At 58.4% G+C, this 16,384-nt stretch carries 13 protein-coding genes and 1 pseudogene; 9 read left to right on the forward strand and 5 right to left on the reverse strand.

Annotated features, from left to right (window positions below):
* Positions 1-67 precede the first annotated feature (67 nt).
* The 5 genes from SM766_RS12700 to SM766_RS12720 all read left to right on the forward strand — a co-directional run bounded on the left by SM766_RS12700 (position 68) and on the right by SM766_RS12720 (position 4,776).
* Positions 68-1,051: an ABC transporter ATP-binding protein gene (locus SM766_RS12700; protein ID WP_368948006.1), complete on the forward strand. Its 984-nt coding sequence runs from the start codon at positions 68-70 to the stop codon at positions 1,049-1,051.
* A 57-nt stretch (positions 1,052-1,108) separates the two neighbouring features.
* On the forward strand, positions 1,109-2,374 hold the full coding sequence (locus tag SM766_RS12705) for an ABC transporter substrate-binding protein (protein WP_274829808.1): 1,266 nt from the start codon (positions 1,109-1,111) through the stop codon (positions 2,372-2,374).
* Between the two features lie 71 nt (positions 2,375-2,445).
* The gene (locus SM766_RS12710) at positions 2,446-3,294 is read left to right on the forward strand and encodes an ABC transporter permease (protein ID WP_065271181.1); all 849 of its coding nucleotides are present in this window, start codon (positions 2,446-2,448) and stop codon (positions 3,292-3,294) included.
* Between the two features lie 3 nt (positions 3,295-3,297).
* Positions 3,298-4,134 (forward strand): ABC transporter permease, encoded by an 837-nt coding sequence (locus SM766_RS12715; RefSeq protein WP_065271180.1) that lies wholly within the window; start codon positions 3,298-3,300, stop codon positions 4,132-4,134.
* Between the two features lie 3 nt (positions 4,135-4,137).
* Entirely contained in the window at positions 4,138-4,776 is a 639-nt protein-coding gene (locus SM766_RS12720; protein WP_368948007.1) for an aspartate/glutamate racemase family protein, read from the forward strand.
* An 809-nt stretch (positions 4,777-5,585) separates the two neighbouring features.
* On the opposite strand, the gene SM766_RS12725 is transcribed toward SM766_RS12720, so the two are convergent.
* Positions 5,586-8,699, reverse strand: a complete 3,114-nt coding sequence (locus SM766_RS12725; protein WP_368948008.1) for an efflux RND transporter permease subunit — start codon at positions 8,697-8,699, stop codon at positions 5,586-5,588.
* Positions 8,700-8,711: 12 nt separating this feature from the next.
* Complete coding sequence (locus tag SM766_RS12730) at positions 8,712-9,860, reverse strand: efflux RND transporter periplasmic adaptor subunit (RefSeq protein ID WP_368948009.1); 1,149 nt, start codon at positions 9,858-9,860, stop codon at positions 8,712-8,714.
* 1,079 nt (positions 9,861-10,939) lie between these two features.
* Between SM766_RS12730 and SM766_RS12735 the strand changes: the two genes are divergently transcribed.
* From SM766_RS12735 to SM766_RS12745, 3 genes are read left to right on the forward strand one after another with little or no spacing between them, the layout of a single operon-like run.
* Entirely contained in the window at positions 10,940-12,286 is a 1,347-nt protein-coding gene (locus tag SM766_RS12735) for an efflux RND transporter periplasmic adaptor subunit (protein WP_368948010.1), read from the forward strand.
* The gene (locus tag SM766_RS12740; RefSeq protein WP_274837395.1) at positions 12,283-13,017 is read left to right on the forward strand and encodes an ABC transporter ATP-binding protein; all 735 of its coding nucleotides are present in this window, start codon (positions 12,283-12,285) and stop codon (positions 13,015-13,017) included. Before SM766_RS12735 ends, SM766_RS12740 begins: the two co-directional genes overlap by 4 nt.
* Entirely contained in the window at positions 13,014-14,249 is a 1,236-nt protein-coding gene (locus SM766_RS12745; RefSeq protein ID WP_368948011.1) for an ABC transporter permease, read from the forward strand. Before SM766_RS12740 ends, SM766_RS12745 begins: the two co-directional genes overlap by 4 nt.
* 123 nt (positions 14,250-14,372) lie before the next feature.
* Here SM766_RS12745 and SM766_RS12750 read toward each other — a convergent pair whose 3' ends face one another.
* The 3 genes and pseudogenes from SM766_RS12750 to SM766_RS12760 form a co-directional block, all read right to left on the reverse strand.
* Positions 14,373-14,636: a hypothetical protein gene (locus SM766_RS12750; RefSeq protein WP_065271174.1), complete on the reverse strand. Its 264-nt coding sequence runs from the start codon at positions 14,634-14,636 to the stop codon at positions 14,373-14,375.
* A 233-nt stretch (positions 14,637-14,869) separates the two neighbouring features.
* Positions 14,870-15,463 carry a helix-turn-helix transcriptional regulator gene (locus SM766_RS12755; RefSeq protein ID WP_368948012.1) on the reverse strand — a complete coding sequence of 198 codons (594 nt, stop codon included), beginning with the start codon at positions 15,461-15,463 and terminating at the stop codon, positions 14,870-14,872.
* Between the two features lie 341 nt (positions 15,464-15,804).
* A pseudogene (locus SM766_RS12760) lies at positions 15,805-16,017 on the reverse strand (transposase); the annotation flags it as partial.
* Positions 16,018-16,141: 124 nt separating this feature from the next.
* Here SM766_RS12760 and SM766_RS12765 point away from each other — a divergent pair.
* The gene (locus SM766_RS12765; RefSeq protein ID WP_274837397.1) at positions 16,142-16,303 is read left to right on the forward strand and encodes a hypothetical protein; all 162 of its coding nucleotides are present in this window, start codon (positions 16,142-16,144) and stop codon (positions 16,301-16,303) included.
* The last annotated feature ends 81 nt before the right edge of the window (positions 16,304-16,384 follow it).

Consider the following 16,384-nt stretch of genomic DNA (forward strand, 5'->3'; position numbering starts at 1 on the left):
CCGGTAGGCTTTGCGCAATGCGTCCGGCTTCGGCCTTTCTGACTGCAACTGAACGCTGGGGACGCAGATGACCGGACACGCTGATCTTGAACTTGTTGCGCTGACCAAACGCTACGGCGGAACCGTTGCGGTCGATGCCATCGCGCATCGTTTCAAGGCAGGGGTCTATGCCTGCCTTTTGGGGCCTTCGGGTTGTGGGAAATCCTCGACCCTGCGCATGATCGCGGGGCATGAAACGGTCAGCGATGGCTCGATTGTGCTTGCGGGACGGGATGTTTCGCATCTGCCTCCGGCGCGGCGGGGCACGGCGATGATGTTCCAGAACTACGCCTTGTTTCCCCATCTCAGCGTGCGCGACAACGTTTCCTTCAGCCTGCGCATGGCCGGAATCGAAAAGCCCACCCGGGACAAGCGCGCCGATGAAATGCTGGAGCTGGTCGAGATGACGGCGCTGGCAGACCGCAAGCCGGACCAGCTATCGGGCGGGCAACAGCAACGTGTCGCGCTGGCCCGTGCCCTGATCACCCGGCCCCAAGTGTTGCTGCTGGACGAGCCACTCTCGGCACTGGATCCGTTCCTGCGTATCCGCATGCGGGCCGAGCTGAAGCGGCTGCAGCGTGAGCTGGGCATCAGTTTCATCCATGTCACCCACGGTCAGGACGAGGCGCTGGCGCTGGCCGATGAGATCATCGTGATGAACGATGCCCGTATCGAACAGGCAGGCCCGGCGCGCGATGTCTTCAACCGCCCCAAGACCGCCTTCGTGGCGCGCTTCATGGGCGGGCACAACGTGTTGAACCTGCCGCAGGGCAATATTGCGCTGCGCACGGATGAAATGACGGTTACCGCCGCGCAGGCAGGGCGCATCGACGGGCGGGTCATCGGGATCGAATACCAGGGAACCCATGTCGCGCTGACGGCCGAGGTCGCGGGCGGTCAGGATGTCACGGCGCTGATGCCGGACACGGATTTCCTGCAAACCCCGAAGGATCTGGGAGAGGTCATCGGCCTCGACTGGGAGGACCGGGTCGCGCACCCGCTCTCCGCATGAACAACACAACGCAAATAACGCAAAACGCATAACAGAGAGGGAACGACCATGACGACAATTTCGAAAATTCGCTATAGCCGCCGGGCATTGCTGAAGACGGGTGGCGCGGCGCTCGCGGCCTCTGCGCTTCCGGCGCCGATGGTCTGGGGGCAGGAGAGTAAGAACATCACCCTGCGCCAGTTCGGCACCGGCGTGTCCAACCTCAATGAAGTGGCGACCAAGGTCAAAGAAGACCTCGGTATCACGCTGGAAATGACCGCGCTGGACACCGACAGCGTCACCCAGCGCGCCGCCACCCAGCCGGACAGTTTTGATATTGCCGATATCGAGTATTTCGTCTGCAAGAAAGTTTGGCCGACCGGCAACCTTCAAGCCATGGACGCCTCCAAGATCACCAATTACGACAAGATCGTCGGCATCTTCCGCGACGGTAAACTGACACCCGACAGCGAGATTGCGCAAGGCACCGCGCCGCATACTGTCGGTTTCGTTGATGGTCCGGGCGGCACCGATTTCGTCGATAGCGAATCCGGCTGGATGACGCTGATCCCAACGATCTACAACGCCGACACGCTGGGCATTCGCCCTGACCTGATCGGCCGTCCGATCGAAAGCTGGTCCGAGCTGCTGAACCCCGAGTTCAAGGGCAAGGCCTCGATCCTCGATATCTCCTCGATCGGCATCATGGATATGGCCATGGTCTGCGAGGCGATGGGCGAAATCAGCTATGGCGACAAGGGCAATATGACCCGCGAAGAGATTGACAAGACCATCGCGATCTTCACCGAAGCAAAGAAGAACGGCCAGTTCCGCGCCTTCTGGAAAACTTTCGACGAAAGCGTCAACCTGATGGCCTCGGGTGAGGTAGTGATCCAGTCGATGTGGTCGCCGGCCATCACTGCGGTTCGTTCGCGCGGGATCGACTGCGTTTATCAGCCCCTCAAAGAAGGCTATCGCAGCTGGGGCGGTGGCATCGGCCTGTCGGCCTCCCTGTCCGGTATGGAGCTGGATGCAGCCTATGAATACATCAACTGGTATCTCAGCGGCTGGGTCGGCGGCTTCCTGATGCGTCAGGGCTATTATTCGGCGGTGCCGGAGACCTCCAAGAACTTCATGTCCGAAAACGAGTGGGGGTACTGGTTCGAAGGCAAGGAAAGCACCGACATCATCACCTCGCCCTTCGGAGACAAGCTGGCCGGAGCGGGCGAAGTGCGCGACGGCGGCTCCTTTTATGACCGCATGGGCGCAGTGGCCTGCTGGAACTCCGTCATGGAGGAAAACCAGTACATGGTCCGCAAGTGGAATGAATTCATCGCGGCCTGACGCAACACCTGCGGGGGCACCTCTGCCCCCGCAACCACTTCCTGCATTTCATCAAGGACCGGACCCCGGATATGAGCAGACAGATCATCGCATGGATCCAGGCCGCGCCGATGGCGTTGGTGCTGCTTGGTTTTCTGGTGGCGCCCATCATCATGATCGTGATCGTCAGCTTTTGGGGCGCGACGGAATATTCGATCTACCCGGCGTTCCAGTTCGACAATTACGAATTCCTGTTCGGATCGCCGGTCACCTACACGGTGTTTTTCAACACCTTCAAATATGCCCTGCTGACCTGGGCGCTGACGCTGGTGATCGGCTTTACCGTTGCCTATTTCCTGGCCTTCGAGGTGCGCAGCCTGAAATGGCAGATCGGGCTGTTCCTGCTCTGCACGATCCCGTTCTGGACCTCGAACATCATCCGGATGATCAGCTGGATTCCCTTCCTGGGCCGCAACGGGCTGGCCAATTCGGCGCTTATCAGCTGGGGCGTCATAGACGAGCCGTTGGAGTGGCTGCTGTTCAGTGATTTCAGCGTCGTTCTGGCATTTGTGCACCTTTACACCCTGTTCATGGTGGTGCCGATCTTCAATTCGATGATGCGCATCGACCGCTCCCTGCTGGAGGCCGCCCGCGATTGCGGTGCCAGCGGTCTGCAGACCCTGTGGACGGTGATCGTGCCGCTGTGCAAACCTGGGATCATGATCGGGACGATCTTTGTCTCAACCCTGGTGATGGGAGACTTCATCACCGTGCGGTTCATGTCCGGATCGCAACGCGCCAACGTCGGGCGGTTGATTTCGAATGACATCAGCCTGCTGCAATACCCCTCGGCCTCGGCGACGGCAGTGGTGCTGCTGTGCACCGTTCTGATCGTGATCGCGCTGCTCTTGCGGCTGGTCGATATTCGCAAGGAGCTTTGATCGATGGAAACGCGCAGCCGGTCCTTTTACATCCTCGCCGCCTTTTTCGGTCTCTTCGTGCTCTTCCTCTACGGGCCAATCCTGACCATTGGCATCCTCAGCTTTCAAGGGCCGCAAGGCGGGCTGACATTCCCGATGAACGGCGTGTCGCTGTATTGGTTCCGCGATCTGTTTCAGGAACAAGCCGTCGGCGATATCTGGGGGAGCTTCCGCCGTTCCTTTGCGCTGGGCCTGATGGTCATGGTGACCACCGTTGTGGTCTCGGTCCTGGGTGGACTTGCCTTTCGTAAGCGTTTTGCGGGCTCCGGGCTGCTGTTCTATCTCGCCGTCACTTCGCTGGTGATCCCGTCGATCCTGGTATCCCTTGGGGTCGGGTTGATCTTCAACCAGTTGGGGCTGCCGGTGCATTGGGCGAGTTCTGGCTATGGCAGCCAGCTGACCTGGACGCTGCCCTTTGGCCTGTTGATTATGTTCGCCGTCTTCAACCGTTTTGACAAAAGCTATGAGGAAGCGGCCCGCGATCTCGGCGCCACTGCCTGGCAGACCTTTGCGCATGTGGTCCTGCCGATCATCGCGCCGTCCTTGCTGGGGGTGGCCTTGTTCGGCTTCACGCTCAGCTATGACGAGTTTGCCCGCACCCTGATGACGGCGGGCAGCTATAACACCCTGCCGCTGGAAATCTTTGGCATGACCACCAATGTGACCACGCCAGTGATCTTTGCCCTTGGCACCTTGACCACGGGGTTTTCGCTGGTGGTGATCGGGGTCTTTTTTCTGACCGTCTGGCTGATGGCACGCAAAAAGGATCGCGGATCCGATGCGGGCAAGGGGATGGTCTGAGCAATGCCGGTGATCGTGATCAATCCCAACAGCACCGAAGCCATGACCACCAGCATCCTGGCTGCCGCCCGCCGCACCGCGCCGGACATCCGGTTCGAAGGCTGGACCTCGGTCGCTGGACCGCCCGCCATCGAGGGGCCTGAGGATGGCGCGCGGGCAGTGCCGCCCTTGCTGGAGTTGGTCCGCAAGGCCTCGGATGCAGGGGCGCGGGCCATCGTGATCGCCTGTTTCGATGATACCGGACTGGACGAAGCCCGGCAGCTTGCCACCTGTCCGGTGCTCGGGATCGGGCAGGCCAGCTATGTCATGGCCGAGCTGATCGGCGGGCCGACCGCGGTGATCACCACGGTGCAGGCTGCCGTGCCGGTGATCGAGGCCAATATCGACGCGCAGGGGCATGCCTCGCATATCGGCACGATCCGGGCAGCCAACGTCCCGGTGCTGCTGCTAGAAGATAGCCCCGCTGAAGCCGCAGCAGCTTTCGCCGCTGCCGCCCATCAGCTTCCGCCCGACACCGTAAATGTAATCATCGGATGCGCCGGCGCGGTGTCGGTTACCGGCCATCTGGGCGATCTCCCGGGACTGACCGTTATTGACGGCGTGACTGCGGCAGCGAAGCTCAGCCGCGCGTTGGTCGGTTGAGCTGTGCGGTGCGGGCGGCTAGCCTTGAAAATCTATATAGCTTTCGCAGATGAGTTCAGCCGGTACATGGTTTACCGCCTTTCTCTCTAAGCTCTGTATTCTGTCATCTGACCTGGGCCCCCAATTTCCTCCACCTCACGGAAAGCCATTGGGGTCGGTTTGATGGCCTTTTGCGGCCAGTGTATCTATCGTTCTTTTCTCAGAAAAACTCACACGGGGCGTACTGGACGCAATACTAACGGTAACCTATGAGCGCCAATATGTTCCATCATGTGGTGGGGGTATGGAAGGAAAAGTATTGAAAAACCGGCGCTTAGGTTAACTTCGAGTGACGATTGGTGCTATGCTGCGGCTATCTGCATTGGCAGGGCTGTGTTCGTTTCCGTTAATAGCTGGCGTGGTTGCCAAACTGAGATCTTGGCTTGGGCGGGGGCGCCCTAGCGCTCGGCATTATCGTGTGGGTTTCAGTTGCTTCGGTTCCTGTTTCAACATCCCTCGAGAAATTGCGATCTGAATTTTTCGAAAAGGTAAGCAAGTCAGGAAAGATTCTGTCGCATCTAAATTCCTCGGTACGCCGGGGGCTGGTGAACGGTTGACGCTCTCGCCTGGGCTGGAATTCACCGAAGTCGGCGGAGTTGATGCCTCGACTTCTCAAGGTCGGAAAGCTGCGGAAGATTTAGCACGGAGGTTTCATGTTCCGAACGGCTTTGTTGTTGGCATCACAGAAGGAGGGAGCATCCACCCCATCAACAAAATCCAGCGTAACTCTCAATCAGCTCGGACCATCGCTGGCTTCACAGCCCTTGATTTCAATTGGCATTCGCTTCGCGCAGTTCGCGATGCAACCGAGCCTCTTCCTCGGCCTTGGGGGTCGAAAACCGCGCCAGCAGCAAATAGGCCGCCGGGGTCAGAAACAGCGTCGACAGGGTCGCGAGGCCCAGACCGCCGACGATCACCCACCCCAATGCTTCGCGGGCCTCGGCGCCAGCACCTGTGGAGAAGATCAGCGGTATCCCACCGAGAACCGTTGACGTCATGGTCATCATGACCGGGCGCAGGCGTATGGTCGAGGCATCATAGATTGCTTGATGTACATCCGCACCGCGATCCCGCAACTGGTTCGCGAACTCGACGATCAGGATGCCGTTCTTGGCCATAATCCCGACCAACATGACAAGGCCGATCTGACTGTAAACGTTGAGGCTGAGCCCGGTCAGGGCAAGGGCAAAAGCAGCACAAGCCAGACCGAATGGCACGGTCGACATGACGACGATGGCGGAAATGAAGCTTTCGAATTGCGCTGCAAGGACCAAAAGAACGACGATGATCGCAAAGCCGAAAATAATGCCAATCCCCGAGTTCGTCTGATCCAGCGTCGCGGCCTCGGCCAACGGAACGACCCTGTTGTTTTCGGTGATCAGATCCGCCGCCAGATCCTGCACCTGGACAAAGGCATCGCCCAGCGCAAGCTCCGGCGTCAGGCTGGCCGCGATCTCGACCGAGCGGTTCTTTCCTTCGCGGCTGAGTTCCGGAGCAACGGCGCGTTCCTCAAGCCGGACAAAGGACGACAGGGGAACCATCTGGCCATCGGACGCACGTACAAAGATGCTTTCCAGATCACCAGGATCATCAACCGGCATCGAGGTCGAGAGCATCTGGATATCATAGCTGGTGTCATCGATGAAAACCGACCCCACGCTTCGCCCGTCCAGAACGGCCCGCAAGGCATCCCCCAACCCGGAGATTTCGACGCCAAGGTCCGATGCCCGTGCGCGGTCGATTTCGATAAAGAGCTGTGGCTGCGTCGTTTCATACTCAAGCCGAACCCTGCCAAAGTCGGGATTTTGCTGCATCCGCTCGACCAGTCGCTCGGCCACGCCCGCCAGCTGGTCATAGTTGTCGCCCGTGATCGCAAACGCCAAGCCGCGTCCGGCGCCGCGAATTCCCAAGGAATTGCGCTGGATTACGAAGACCCGAACTCCGATGATCGAAGACAGCCCCCGGTTAATATCGTTGACGATGTCCTGCTGACCGCGGCTGCGCGCCTCCCATGGTGCAAGCGTGGCAACCATGAACCCCCGATTGTCGGCGCTATAGCCCGTAATCGAGAAGACATTGCGCAGCTCGGCGGTTTCGCGAAGGGGAGACAGCGAGCGCTCGATCTCGTTCATTTTTGCCATGGTATAATCGAGCGACACCCCCTGAGGTGCCGTGATGGACATCAGCACAAGCGATCTGTCTTCAGGCGGGGTCAGCTCCTGTTTGATACCAGAGCCAACCATAAGCGCAGTTGCCGCGAACAGCAGCGACGCCAGAACCACAATGGCCGGAGCGCCCAAGGCCATCCGCAATGTGGCTCCGTATAGCGCTGCGAGCCGGTTGCCCAGCCAGGTGATCGGTCCGCGCCCGCTGTTATTCAGCTGCACGCCATCCAGCAGGCGGCTGGCCATCACCGGGCACAGTGTCAGCGCCACAACCGATGACAGCGTCACGGACATCGCCAGTGTAAAGCCGAACTCGCGGAAAAGCCCCCCGGCCTGTCCGGGAAGGAACGACAGGGGCACGAAAACAGCCGCGAGGGTGGCCGTCGTGGTGATGACGGCAAAGAACACCTCCTGAACGCCCAGAACGGCAGCCGCGCGGGCGCCCATCCCCTCGGCGCGCCGCCGCACGATGTTTTCCAGAACCACGATGGCATCATCCACCACCATGCCCGTTGCCAGAACAAGCGCCAGAAGCGTCAGGATGTTGACTGAGAACCCGACCAGATAGATCCCGGCCAGCGTTCCGACCAATGCGACGGGAAGTGTCAGTGCAGGAATGAGGGTGGCTCGGAAGCTGCGCAGGAAGAGAAAGATCACGGCAACAACAATTGCGATAGCCAGGCCCAGCGTCTGAAGCACCTCCTCGATCGAGCCATTGATGAACACCGCATCATCAGAGGTGATGAATATATCCACCCCTATCGGCAGGGTTTCATTCAACTCTGCAACCACCTGATGCACGGCTGCCGAGATTTCCAGCGTATTGCTGGTTGCCTGACGGATCACCCCGATGCCGAGCCCAGTCTGGCCATTGGCGCGCAGGATGGTTTCATTCGGCGCGGGGCCAAGGGTAACGCGTGCCACATCCCCCAGTTTGACATTGTCGCGGATCTCCAAGGCTTCAAAGGCTTCGGGTGTCGAAACAGAAGCCGTTGTGCGGACATTGATCGACTGGCGCGTACCGCTCAGGTCGCCCGCCGGAGCATCATAGGCCACATCCGCTAGCGCACGGCGCAAATCCGCAAGGCTGAGCCCCCGGCTGGCAAGCTCCCATTGGTCGATATCAACCCGGAATATCGGATCGCGATCCCCATAGATCTGCAAATCGGCAACGCCCGGTATCGAAATCAACCGGTCTTCCACCCGGTCATGCACGATTTGTGTCAGTTCCTGCGGCGAGCGGCTGTCCGAGGTCACCGCCACCCGGACCACAGGCTGCGCGTTGGCGTCGGCCTTTACGATGCCGGGGGTCTCGGCATCCTCTGGCAGGGTATTGGCGATCCGGCTAACCGCATCACGGGCATCCGTCGCGGCAACATCCAGATCTACACTATCCTCAAATTCCAGCGTGACCCGGCTGCGGCCATAGCGAGATTGCGACGAGATCGTCCTGATCCCCGAAACCCGCCCAACCGCGCCTTCAATCCGGCTTGTGACCTCCTGATCAACGGTTTCCGATGACGCGCCCGGGAAATAGGTCGTCACCGTCACCACGGGGCGGTCCACATCCGGCAATTCGCGGATCTCGACCCCGAACAAGCCAGCCACTCCGGCAATCACAATCAGCGCGTTGAGCACAAAGGCCAGTACGGGCCGTTTGACGAACAAGACGGTGCCCGTGCCATGCTGCCCATGCAGAGTCTCGCCAAGTATACTCACGACGATACTCCCTTAACCGTTGGTCTCAGATGGTTCTGTGCCCTCGACAGCTTCAACCTCAGCCCCCGGCCGGATATTCTGAACGCCTTCGACGATGATGGCATCTCCGGCATTCAGCGCGCCTTCGACCAGGACAGAGCCACTGTTGCGCTGCAATATCTTCACAGCGACCCGTTGTGCCTTGCTGTCTTCGATCTTCCACAGGAAAGGCCCGTCCGAAGACCATTGCACCGATAGCGGATCCACTGCCAAGGCCATTTCGCCGGGAAAGGAAAGCGCGACCGAGAACGCCATCCCAGCCCTGAGCGTATCGCCCTCGTTTTCAAGCTGCCCCTGAACCCGCAAGGTGCGGCTGTGCCGGTCGACGATATTGTCGATCGCGTTGATCTTCCCGACAAGCTGCTGATCTGGGGTCGCCAGGGGAACGACCTGCATCGGCATGCCAAGCGACAATTGGCTGATCGCCCGTTCAGGCACACGGAAATCGATCAGGATATGCGAGCGGTCCGTGATCACCGTCAGGACATCCTGCACGGAAATGCGGTCGCCAACCTCGATCTCCGACAGACCAGCCCATCCCGAGATCGGCGCGACGATGGTTCGCTGTGCAAGGTCAAACCGGGCCTGCTCCAACGCCAGTTCGGCCGAGCGCAGTTCCAGTTCAGCCTCGCGGAAACGCACAGCTGTTACCGCGCCGGTTTTCTGCAACTGCTTGAGCCGGTCGACATCCTCCTTTGCAGCCTCCACCTGCAATCGCGCCCGTTCGACTGCGATTTTTTCGGCTGCGTCTTCAAGGTGATAAAGCTCATCCCCCGCGTTGACATAGCCGCCTGCCACGAACCCCGTCGACACGATGCGCCCCGTCGCTTCGGCGCGCACGGTAACGGACCGGATGGCCCGCCCGTCCCCAATCGCGCGCACCTGGTCATTCATCGGTTGTTGCGAAACCTCTCCTGCAACCACACGTACCGGCCCGCGCGGGCCACGTTTCGCAGCCGGTTCTGCCGCTTCGTCCGAGGGAAGAGGTGCAACCTTTTCAATGACATCCAGCACACCCCAGCGTTCGAGCAAGGGTCGCGACGCAGGCACATAGGCAGCCCAAAGATACAGAGCCCCGCACACAAGGAGCGCTCCCGCAAAAAGTTGCTTGATGAGCTTCATGGAGTTTCCTGCGCTGGGTGAACCGGCGTGGTTGCCGCTGAAAATTGGGTTGTGTGTATCATTGTGAAAAACTGCCTACAAAAAACATGCAACCGCAAGCAAATTCTAGCCGTTCCCGAACCTGGCCGGTATCGTAATGTTGATTGTTTTTGCACAACAAAATTCACGCCTCCCTTCCGTGCTGAAAAGGCGCAAACTATGCAGCTCATCAGGCTGAGTTCGTCGGCTCTGCTTCAAGCAGACGTAGCGTGGAGAATTACTTTTCAAGAGCGAACACGGACAGCGATCAAACCCCGGGCCAGGGCGCGCTGAGCGGTTTGCCAGATCCGGCTCGAAGCGGTCATTTGCCACGACCAGCATCAACATCGGCTATGAACGCTCATGCCTCCCTGTGTGCCCTGCAGGTCAAACTTTTTAAAGACGGTTTTTGCGCCTAACAAACCCCGGCGCAGTGAACACTTCCTTGAGTTGTGCCGTGCCCATTCCGTCACACTTTGCGCTTAAGGGTAATAGCTTTGCTCAGTCACACCGATCTCTCTGACCGCATCGATGCGTGGTATTCCTTGCCGAAACTTCACGAAAAAATCGTCAGGTTTCAGTTTCTTCGCACGTCTTGAAGTTGTTGGGCGATGGACTTGAGGGGGGGGGGATCCAGTGCATTTTAAATTGGAAAACGGTGCCTTTCTCACTGCCACCTTCCTGTAACTGCCGTTTACACCGATGGGCCAGTGCGAAGGATGAGGCCGTTACGTGAACGCCTTCCAAATTGAAGGAACCCCGGCCGGACATCGTGGCTTTTTATGGGGCCTAGGCCGTGTTTTTCCAGACAAGGGGGGACTGGAGATCGCCGAGCGCAGATATCGGACTTTGCCACGTCGGTCCTGCAGAGAGTTAGGGCAGGAATGGCCGAGCCAAACCGGCCATTTAGTTTCTTGCCTAATACTGCGTTGCAGCCCATCGGAGCTGCCATTCGTGCATCGTGCAGTATTTTCCTGGAGCGGGTGACGATCGCGTGGTGTGTTTGCTACGCGCCTTAGCCCAGTCCACGCTCCAATAAAAATTGAAATTTCTGCGAAAAAATGGCACCATCGGCCATCATGCTCAGGTTCCTTACCGTTTTGCTGGTGGCAGGAGCAACATTCGCGTACCTCGCATCGGATCTCAGCGCTCCTTCTGCAAAGCCCACATATGTGACCGCCCCTGTGGAATTTGGACGGCTGGAGGAAACTGTGTCTTCAACCGGTACTGTGGATGCCCTTTTTACGGTGGATATCAGCTCCCAGGTCTCCGGGCGGATTACCAAAGTCACTGCAGATTTTAATGACAGCGTAGAGAGCGGCCAGCCGCTGGCGCAGATTGACCGACAGGGATTTGAAGCGCGGGTCGCCGAGGCTGAAGCTGCTGTCAGCATTGCCTTGTCCGCAGTTGAGGTTCGCAAAGCGGCGTTGAGGCGGTCGAAAGTTGAAATCGACGCGATTGGATTGGAGCGGAGTGTTCATCAGGCTCGGGTGGATAAGGCCAAGGCAGAGTGGCTCTTGGCACAGTCCAATCTTGATCGAAAAGAAGGGTTGCACCGTTCTGGGACCGTTTCAGAGGCGGACATCGACAATGAGCGCACATCAGTGCTGACTGCATCCGCAGCCCTGCGGGAGGCCGAAGCCCTGATGGCCGTCAACGAGCAGAGGATTGAGACCGCGCGCGCTGATTTTGCGAGAAACCAAGCCGAACTTGCGGGTGCGCGTGCAAATGTTCCACAGCGGCAGGCCGCGTTAAAGCTGGCTGAGGTTGAACTGGAGCGCACCACCATACGCGCGCCGATAGATGGGGTGATCATAAACCGCAGCATCGAGGAAGGGCAGACCGTTGCGGCGGCTCTGGAGGCGCCGACCCTGTTTACGATCGCCAAGGCTCTCCGGAATATGGTGGTCTATGTCAGCGTGGATGAAACCGATATTGGCCGTATCCGCATCGGACAGGCGGCTGGGTTCACTGTCGATGCTTTCCCGGATCGGATGTTTTCAGGTGTTGTGACCGAAATCAGAAAATCCGCCAAGGTGATCCAGAACATTGTGACCTATACCGTCGTCCTTGAGACTGAAAACCCCGAAGAATTGCTTCTTCCTGGGATGACAGCATTTGTCAAAATAACGATCAAAAGGTCTGAACCTGGGCTCAAAGTGCCGACCAACGCACTGAGTTACACCCCAAGCACCTATTCGGGAACATCCGAAACGACTGCGGTGATCTGGCGATTGGATGACCTCGGCAAGCCTGAGCCGATGGCGGTCGTGCCGTTGGACAGCGATGCAAGCCATACGCTTATTGCTTCGGAGGAGATCGAAGAAGGCGATCTTGTTATCGGTGCCGAAATTGAAAAGCCGCATGAACGGTCGCTGTTTGGGAATTGGATCGGAGCGAGGCTGTGACCACGCTGATCAAAGCAGCGCATCTTGGGCGGAGCTATAGCAGCGGCGGAACATCTATCGATGCTTTGAAGAACTGTTCCATTTCGGTCACCGCGGGGGAATTCGTGGCCATCATGGGCCCGTCCGGGTCCGGGAAAACCACCTTGATGAATCTGCTCGGTCTGCTTGACCGGCAAGACGCCGGGACGCTCGACATTCTGGGGCGCCGGGCCAGCGGTCTGACGGACGCACGCAGGGCTGAAATCAGGAACAGGATCTTTGGGTTTGTGTTTCAGTCGTACAACCTGCTGCCGCGTCATTCTGCGGTCGAGAATGTCGAACTGCCGATGATCTACGCCAGTATCCGGGCCGGGGAGCGCCGAAAGCGGGCAGTGAAGGCGCTGGAGGATGTGGGGTTGGCCAAACGGCAGGGCCACTATCCGCACCAGCTTTCTGGCGGAGAGCAGCAGCGCGTTGCCATTGCGCGGGCCCTGGTGAACCAACCGCGCCTGATCTTGGCTGATGAGCCAACGGGGGCCTTGGACAGTCAAAAGGGCCGACAGATCCTCGCCCTGTTCCAGACAATCAACCGTGCAGGTCACGCTGTTGTGGTTGTCACGCATGACGAACGGGTTGCCCGGCATGCGCAACGCATCCTGCGGATGGCAGATGGTGAGATCATCTCGGATGAAACCGTGCCAAACCGTCTTTGGGCTGCGGATGCTGCATCAGAGGTTCTGGTGCTGAGATGATCGTGCTGGAAAGTTTCAAAGTGGCTCTGCGGGCGCTTCAGGCGAACCTGCTTCGCAGTTTCCTGACCATGCTTGGCGTCATTGTCGGTGTGGCTTCGGTTGTCTCTATGGTCGCATTTGCAGCCGGGGCGCAGCGACAGATTTCGGAGCAGATCAAAACGCTAGGCGCGAATGTTCTGATGATCGAACCGCCCAGAAACAGCCGTGGAGCGGGGCAGACCGGCCGCGGTGCGGTCTCGCGGCTGACAGAGGAGGACGCGGAGGCCATTGCGGCCAATATTGCACAGATCGCTTTGACCGCTCCTGCGCTTCGCGGCAACGTGCTTGCGGTCCATAAAAACCGGAACACCTGGACAACGGTGAACGGCACCACCTCCAGCTATTTCGCAATTCGCGAATGGCCCCTGAAACAGGGGCGCTATTTTTCCCAGCAAGAACAATCCGGAGCGGGAAAAGTTGCGGTGCTGGGGCAATTGACGGCCGAGCAGCTTTTTGGCGACACGGACCCGATTGGGCAGGTCATTCGCGTACTGTCGGTTCCCTTTGAAGTGATTGGTGTGCTGGAAGAAAAGGGCACCTCGGGTTGGGGGCGAGCGCAGGATCAGGTTGTTTTTGTACCTATCCGCACAGCAAAGCAAAGGCTGATCGGCAGCTCCAATGCGGTTCACCGGAATTCGGTTGAGTATATTCTCGCAAAAGCGGTCTCTTCCTCTGCGGTTCCGGTGGCAGAAAAGAGAATGACGGCTCTCCTGCGGCAAAGGCACAGGATTGGTTCGGGGGCGGCCAACGACTTTCTGGTTTCGGACCCGGCCTCGATGATGGCGGCTGAAAATGCCGTAAAGAGAGCGTTAGGCTGGCTGTTGTCGGGCATTGCATCGGTATCGCTGATCGTGGGGGGGATCGGCATCATGAATATCATGCTGGTGTCTGTGACGGAGCGCACCCGTGAAATCGGCTTGAGGATCGCAATAGGTGCCAGCCCAGGGCATGTGCAGCTGCAATTTCTGATGGAGGCTGTCTTGCTCTGTGTCTTCGGTGGGGCGATTGGATTGGCGATCGGTGCATCTGCAGCAGTATTGGTGGGGCAATTGGCTGGCTGGCCGGTCTTTTTGAGCCCTCTGTCCGTCATTGGCGGGGTGGCGGTTTCAGCAGTGGTCGGTTTGATATTTGGTTATTTTCCGGCACGCAAAGCATCCAAAATGGATCCGGTCGCAGCCTTGAAATTTGAGTAGGCACCAAACTGCGCAGGGTGGGCGCGCTGCATGGAGCAACGGGAGCGGCTGAAGGCAACCCAGCCGCCGGATACAGCAAGAGCCCCCAAAGGGGCTCTTGTTCAAAAGGCTCAAACGTAAATGTCAGCTGGGTTGGCCCACATTGCACTGATCACCGACTTCGGTACCTGGAGTTTTGCCGTTGCCAAACGGATCGTTGTTGGGACCCGGGTCTTTGGCTGTGGTCCGGAAAACGGATCCTGGCGGAACGCACAAAGCTTTACGGCCATTGGTTTTGGTTCCGTCAGGATAGGCGTTTGCATTGGGTTGGCCGCCGGTATCTGCAAATGCCATGCTTGAGGTGCCAAGTGCCAGTGCCCCGGCCGCAATAAGTGTGACAAGTTTCATGATAACCTCCCAGTTTTGTGAATACAGGCCGCAAGATTTGCATAATTCCGGGAGTCCAACATCGCTCACCCGAGTGAGTATCCGCGGCATTTTTCTAACTCGAATGGGGTATGCGTTCTCGTCAGACGCAGGCCGCGGTAGCCGCCGCAGTATCTGACTGGCAGGCACATCTGGGTTTCAAGGCTAGAGTTTACTGCTCTGCTTGGCCAAATTATTCGCGCGATCCGAAGGCGTTAGTAATCGGCATGGGCTAACAATGCCACCAGTTCTGCCTGTCGGTGGGTGTTGGTTTTCTGGAAGATAGAGCGTAGATGGCTGCGTGCAGTCCAAATCGATATATTCAGCTGTTTGGACGCTGCTCTCAGGCTTGCACCCGCTGCAAGCCGGATTGTGACCGAGGCTTCGGCAGGTGTCAGGTGATACTCCTGCTGCAGGAACTCTTTGAAAAAGTCAGAGGCGTGCGCGACTTCCCGGATATAGAGCAACGCATGCGCCCCATTTAGCTGTTCGCGCAACTGAATGGGCACCGGCACAGCATCAATGTAAAGGACGCGGCCCGTCTCAGTTTCCAGCTTGACCGGGGGCGGCAAAGGGGTACTCCCCTGCTCACCGTAATCCAGGGAGGCTTGAACAAGCCGCGAGAGTTTCGCTTTCTGGTGTGGGTCACAGAGATGGATATTCCGCCAATTCAGCATCACTTGCCACAGCGGCTCTTCGGCGCAGGCCTCATCAAATGACACCGCGTCACCATTTTCATTCAGAAAAATGATACAGTGGCTTTTGTCACCCAAAAGCGTAATCCACTGGGATAACGAAATAAAACTCATGTCGCATGTCCCAAGCCTGGAGTGTTTCATCCAGCTCGACCCAGCCTCATCTCGAGCGTGCAATCTGGTTTTTACCCACTGCTCACAGTGTGATTGCATCAGGCCAGCCAGTATCCGCTACCGCCTGCGATTGGAGGCGGACGAGAAACGAGGGGGCCGAGATGTATTGTGATACCTTAACGATAAATCAAGCCGCGATTCGTGTAAACTGACCCAGCCTTCTGCCAAGTTTCCCTATGGCGGCGCGAGTGGCGGACCCAAGGGGGCCGGGCAATAGGGGCAGGGCCGGAGCCGCCAGAGACATGTCGGCTGCGACCTTTGCTACTCGACGAGCTACCCATACGCTTTGTCAGAAGACGCAGCTCCGGTGCCTGCTCGGCAACGACCTCTTCCAGATCACCCGCCTCCCTTCGCAGATCCGTGGTCTCACTCTACATCGCCGCCCGCGCCGCGTTGCCCGCCAGGCGTTTCTTCCCAGCCTCGAGGAATTCATTGCACCAACTGTAGTAGAGGCTCAGAGCAATGCCCTCCGGGCAGCACATTTCAGCAATGCTGCGTGTAGACTTGTCGCGTTTCTGCGCCGCCCCAAGTGCTCGTTTTCCTCTCTGGACCTGTCGCGGACTGTGCCACTCCTTTGGGTGTCGGAACGTGGGGAGAATTCTACAATCGGATAGGCTGATGCCCGGCATCTTCCGCCGCGCGCGGAAGATTGATGAAACCGAGACACGTGCGAAGATTGTTGACCGAATGATGGAACAGGGCCGGAAGCTGTTCAGTCGTTCCGATTTGCCCCAGAAGGTCGAACAGGAGGAGCTCGATATTGAGAGAGCGCGGGAATGATAGAAAACTGCCGTTCCCCACAGGCCTGGATTTTACGCCCCCGAAACCTCGTGACCTGCTCCCGGTACAGGGACAACTGTA

Source organism: Pseudophaeobacter sp. A-200-2 (assembly GCF_041008815.1).
Lineage (GTDB): Bacteria > Pseudomonadota > Alphaproteobacteria > Rhodobacterales > Rhodobacteraceae > Phycobacter > Phycobacter gallaeciensis_A.

Coding starts and splice junctions, on each gene's coding strand:
- SM766_RS12735 (WP_368948010.1), top strand. CDS start 10,940: ATGGCACCATCGGCCATCATGCTCAGGTTCCTTACCGTTTTGCTGGTG.
- SM766_RS12755 (WP_368948012.1), bottom strand. CDS start 15,463: ATGAGTTTTATTTCGTTATCCCAGTGGATTACGCTTTTGGGTGACAAA.
- SM766_RS12720 (WP_368948007.1), top strand. CDS start 4,138: ATGCCGGTGATCGTGATCAATCCCAACAGCACCGAAGCCATGACCACC.
- SM766_RS12745 (WP_368948011.1), top strand. CDS start 13,014: ATGATCGTGCTGGAAAGTTTCAAAGTGGCTCTGCGGGCGCTTCAGGCG.
- SM766_RS12730 (WP_368948009.1), bottom strand. CDS start 9,860: ATGAAGCTCATCAAGCAACTTTTTGCGGGAGCGCTCCTTGTGTGCGGG.
- SM766_RS12710 (WP_065271181.1), top strand. CDS start 2,446: ATGAGCAGACAGATCATCGCATGGATCCAGGCCGCGCCGATGGCGTTG.
- SM766_RS12750 (WP_065271174.1), bottom strand. CDS start 14,636: ATGAAACTTGTCACACTTATTGCGGCCGGGGCACTGGCACTTGGCACC.
- SM766_RS12765 (WP_274837397.1), top strand. CDS start 16,142: ATGCCCGGCATCTTCCGCCGCGCGCGGAAGATTGATGAAACCGAGACA.
- SM766_RS12715 (WP_065271180.1), top strand. CDS start 3,298: ATGGAAACGCGCAGCCGGTCCTTTTACATCCTCGCCGCCTTTTTCGGT.
- SM766_RS12700 (WP_368948006.1), top strand. CDS start 68: ATGACCGGACACGCTGATCTTGAACTTGTTGCGCTGACCAAACGCTAC.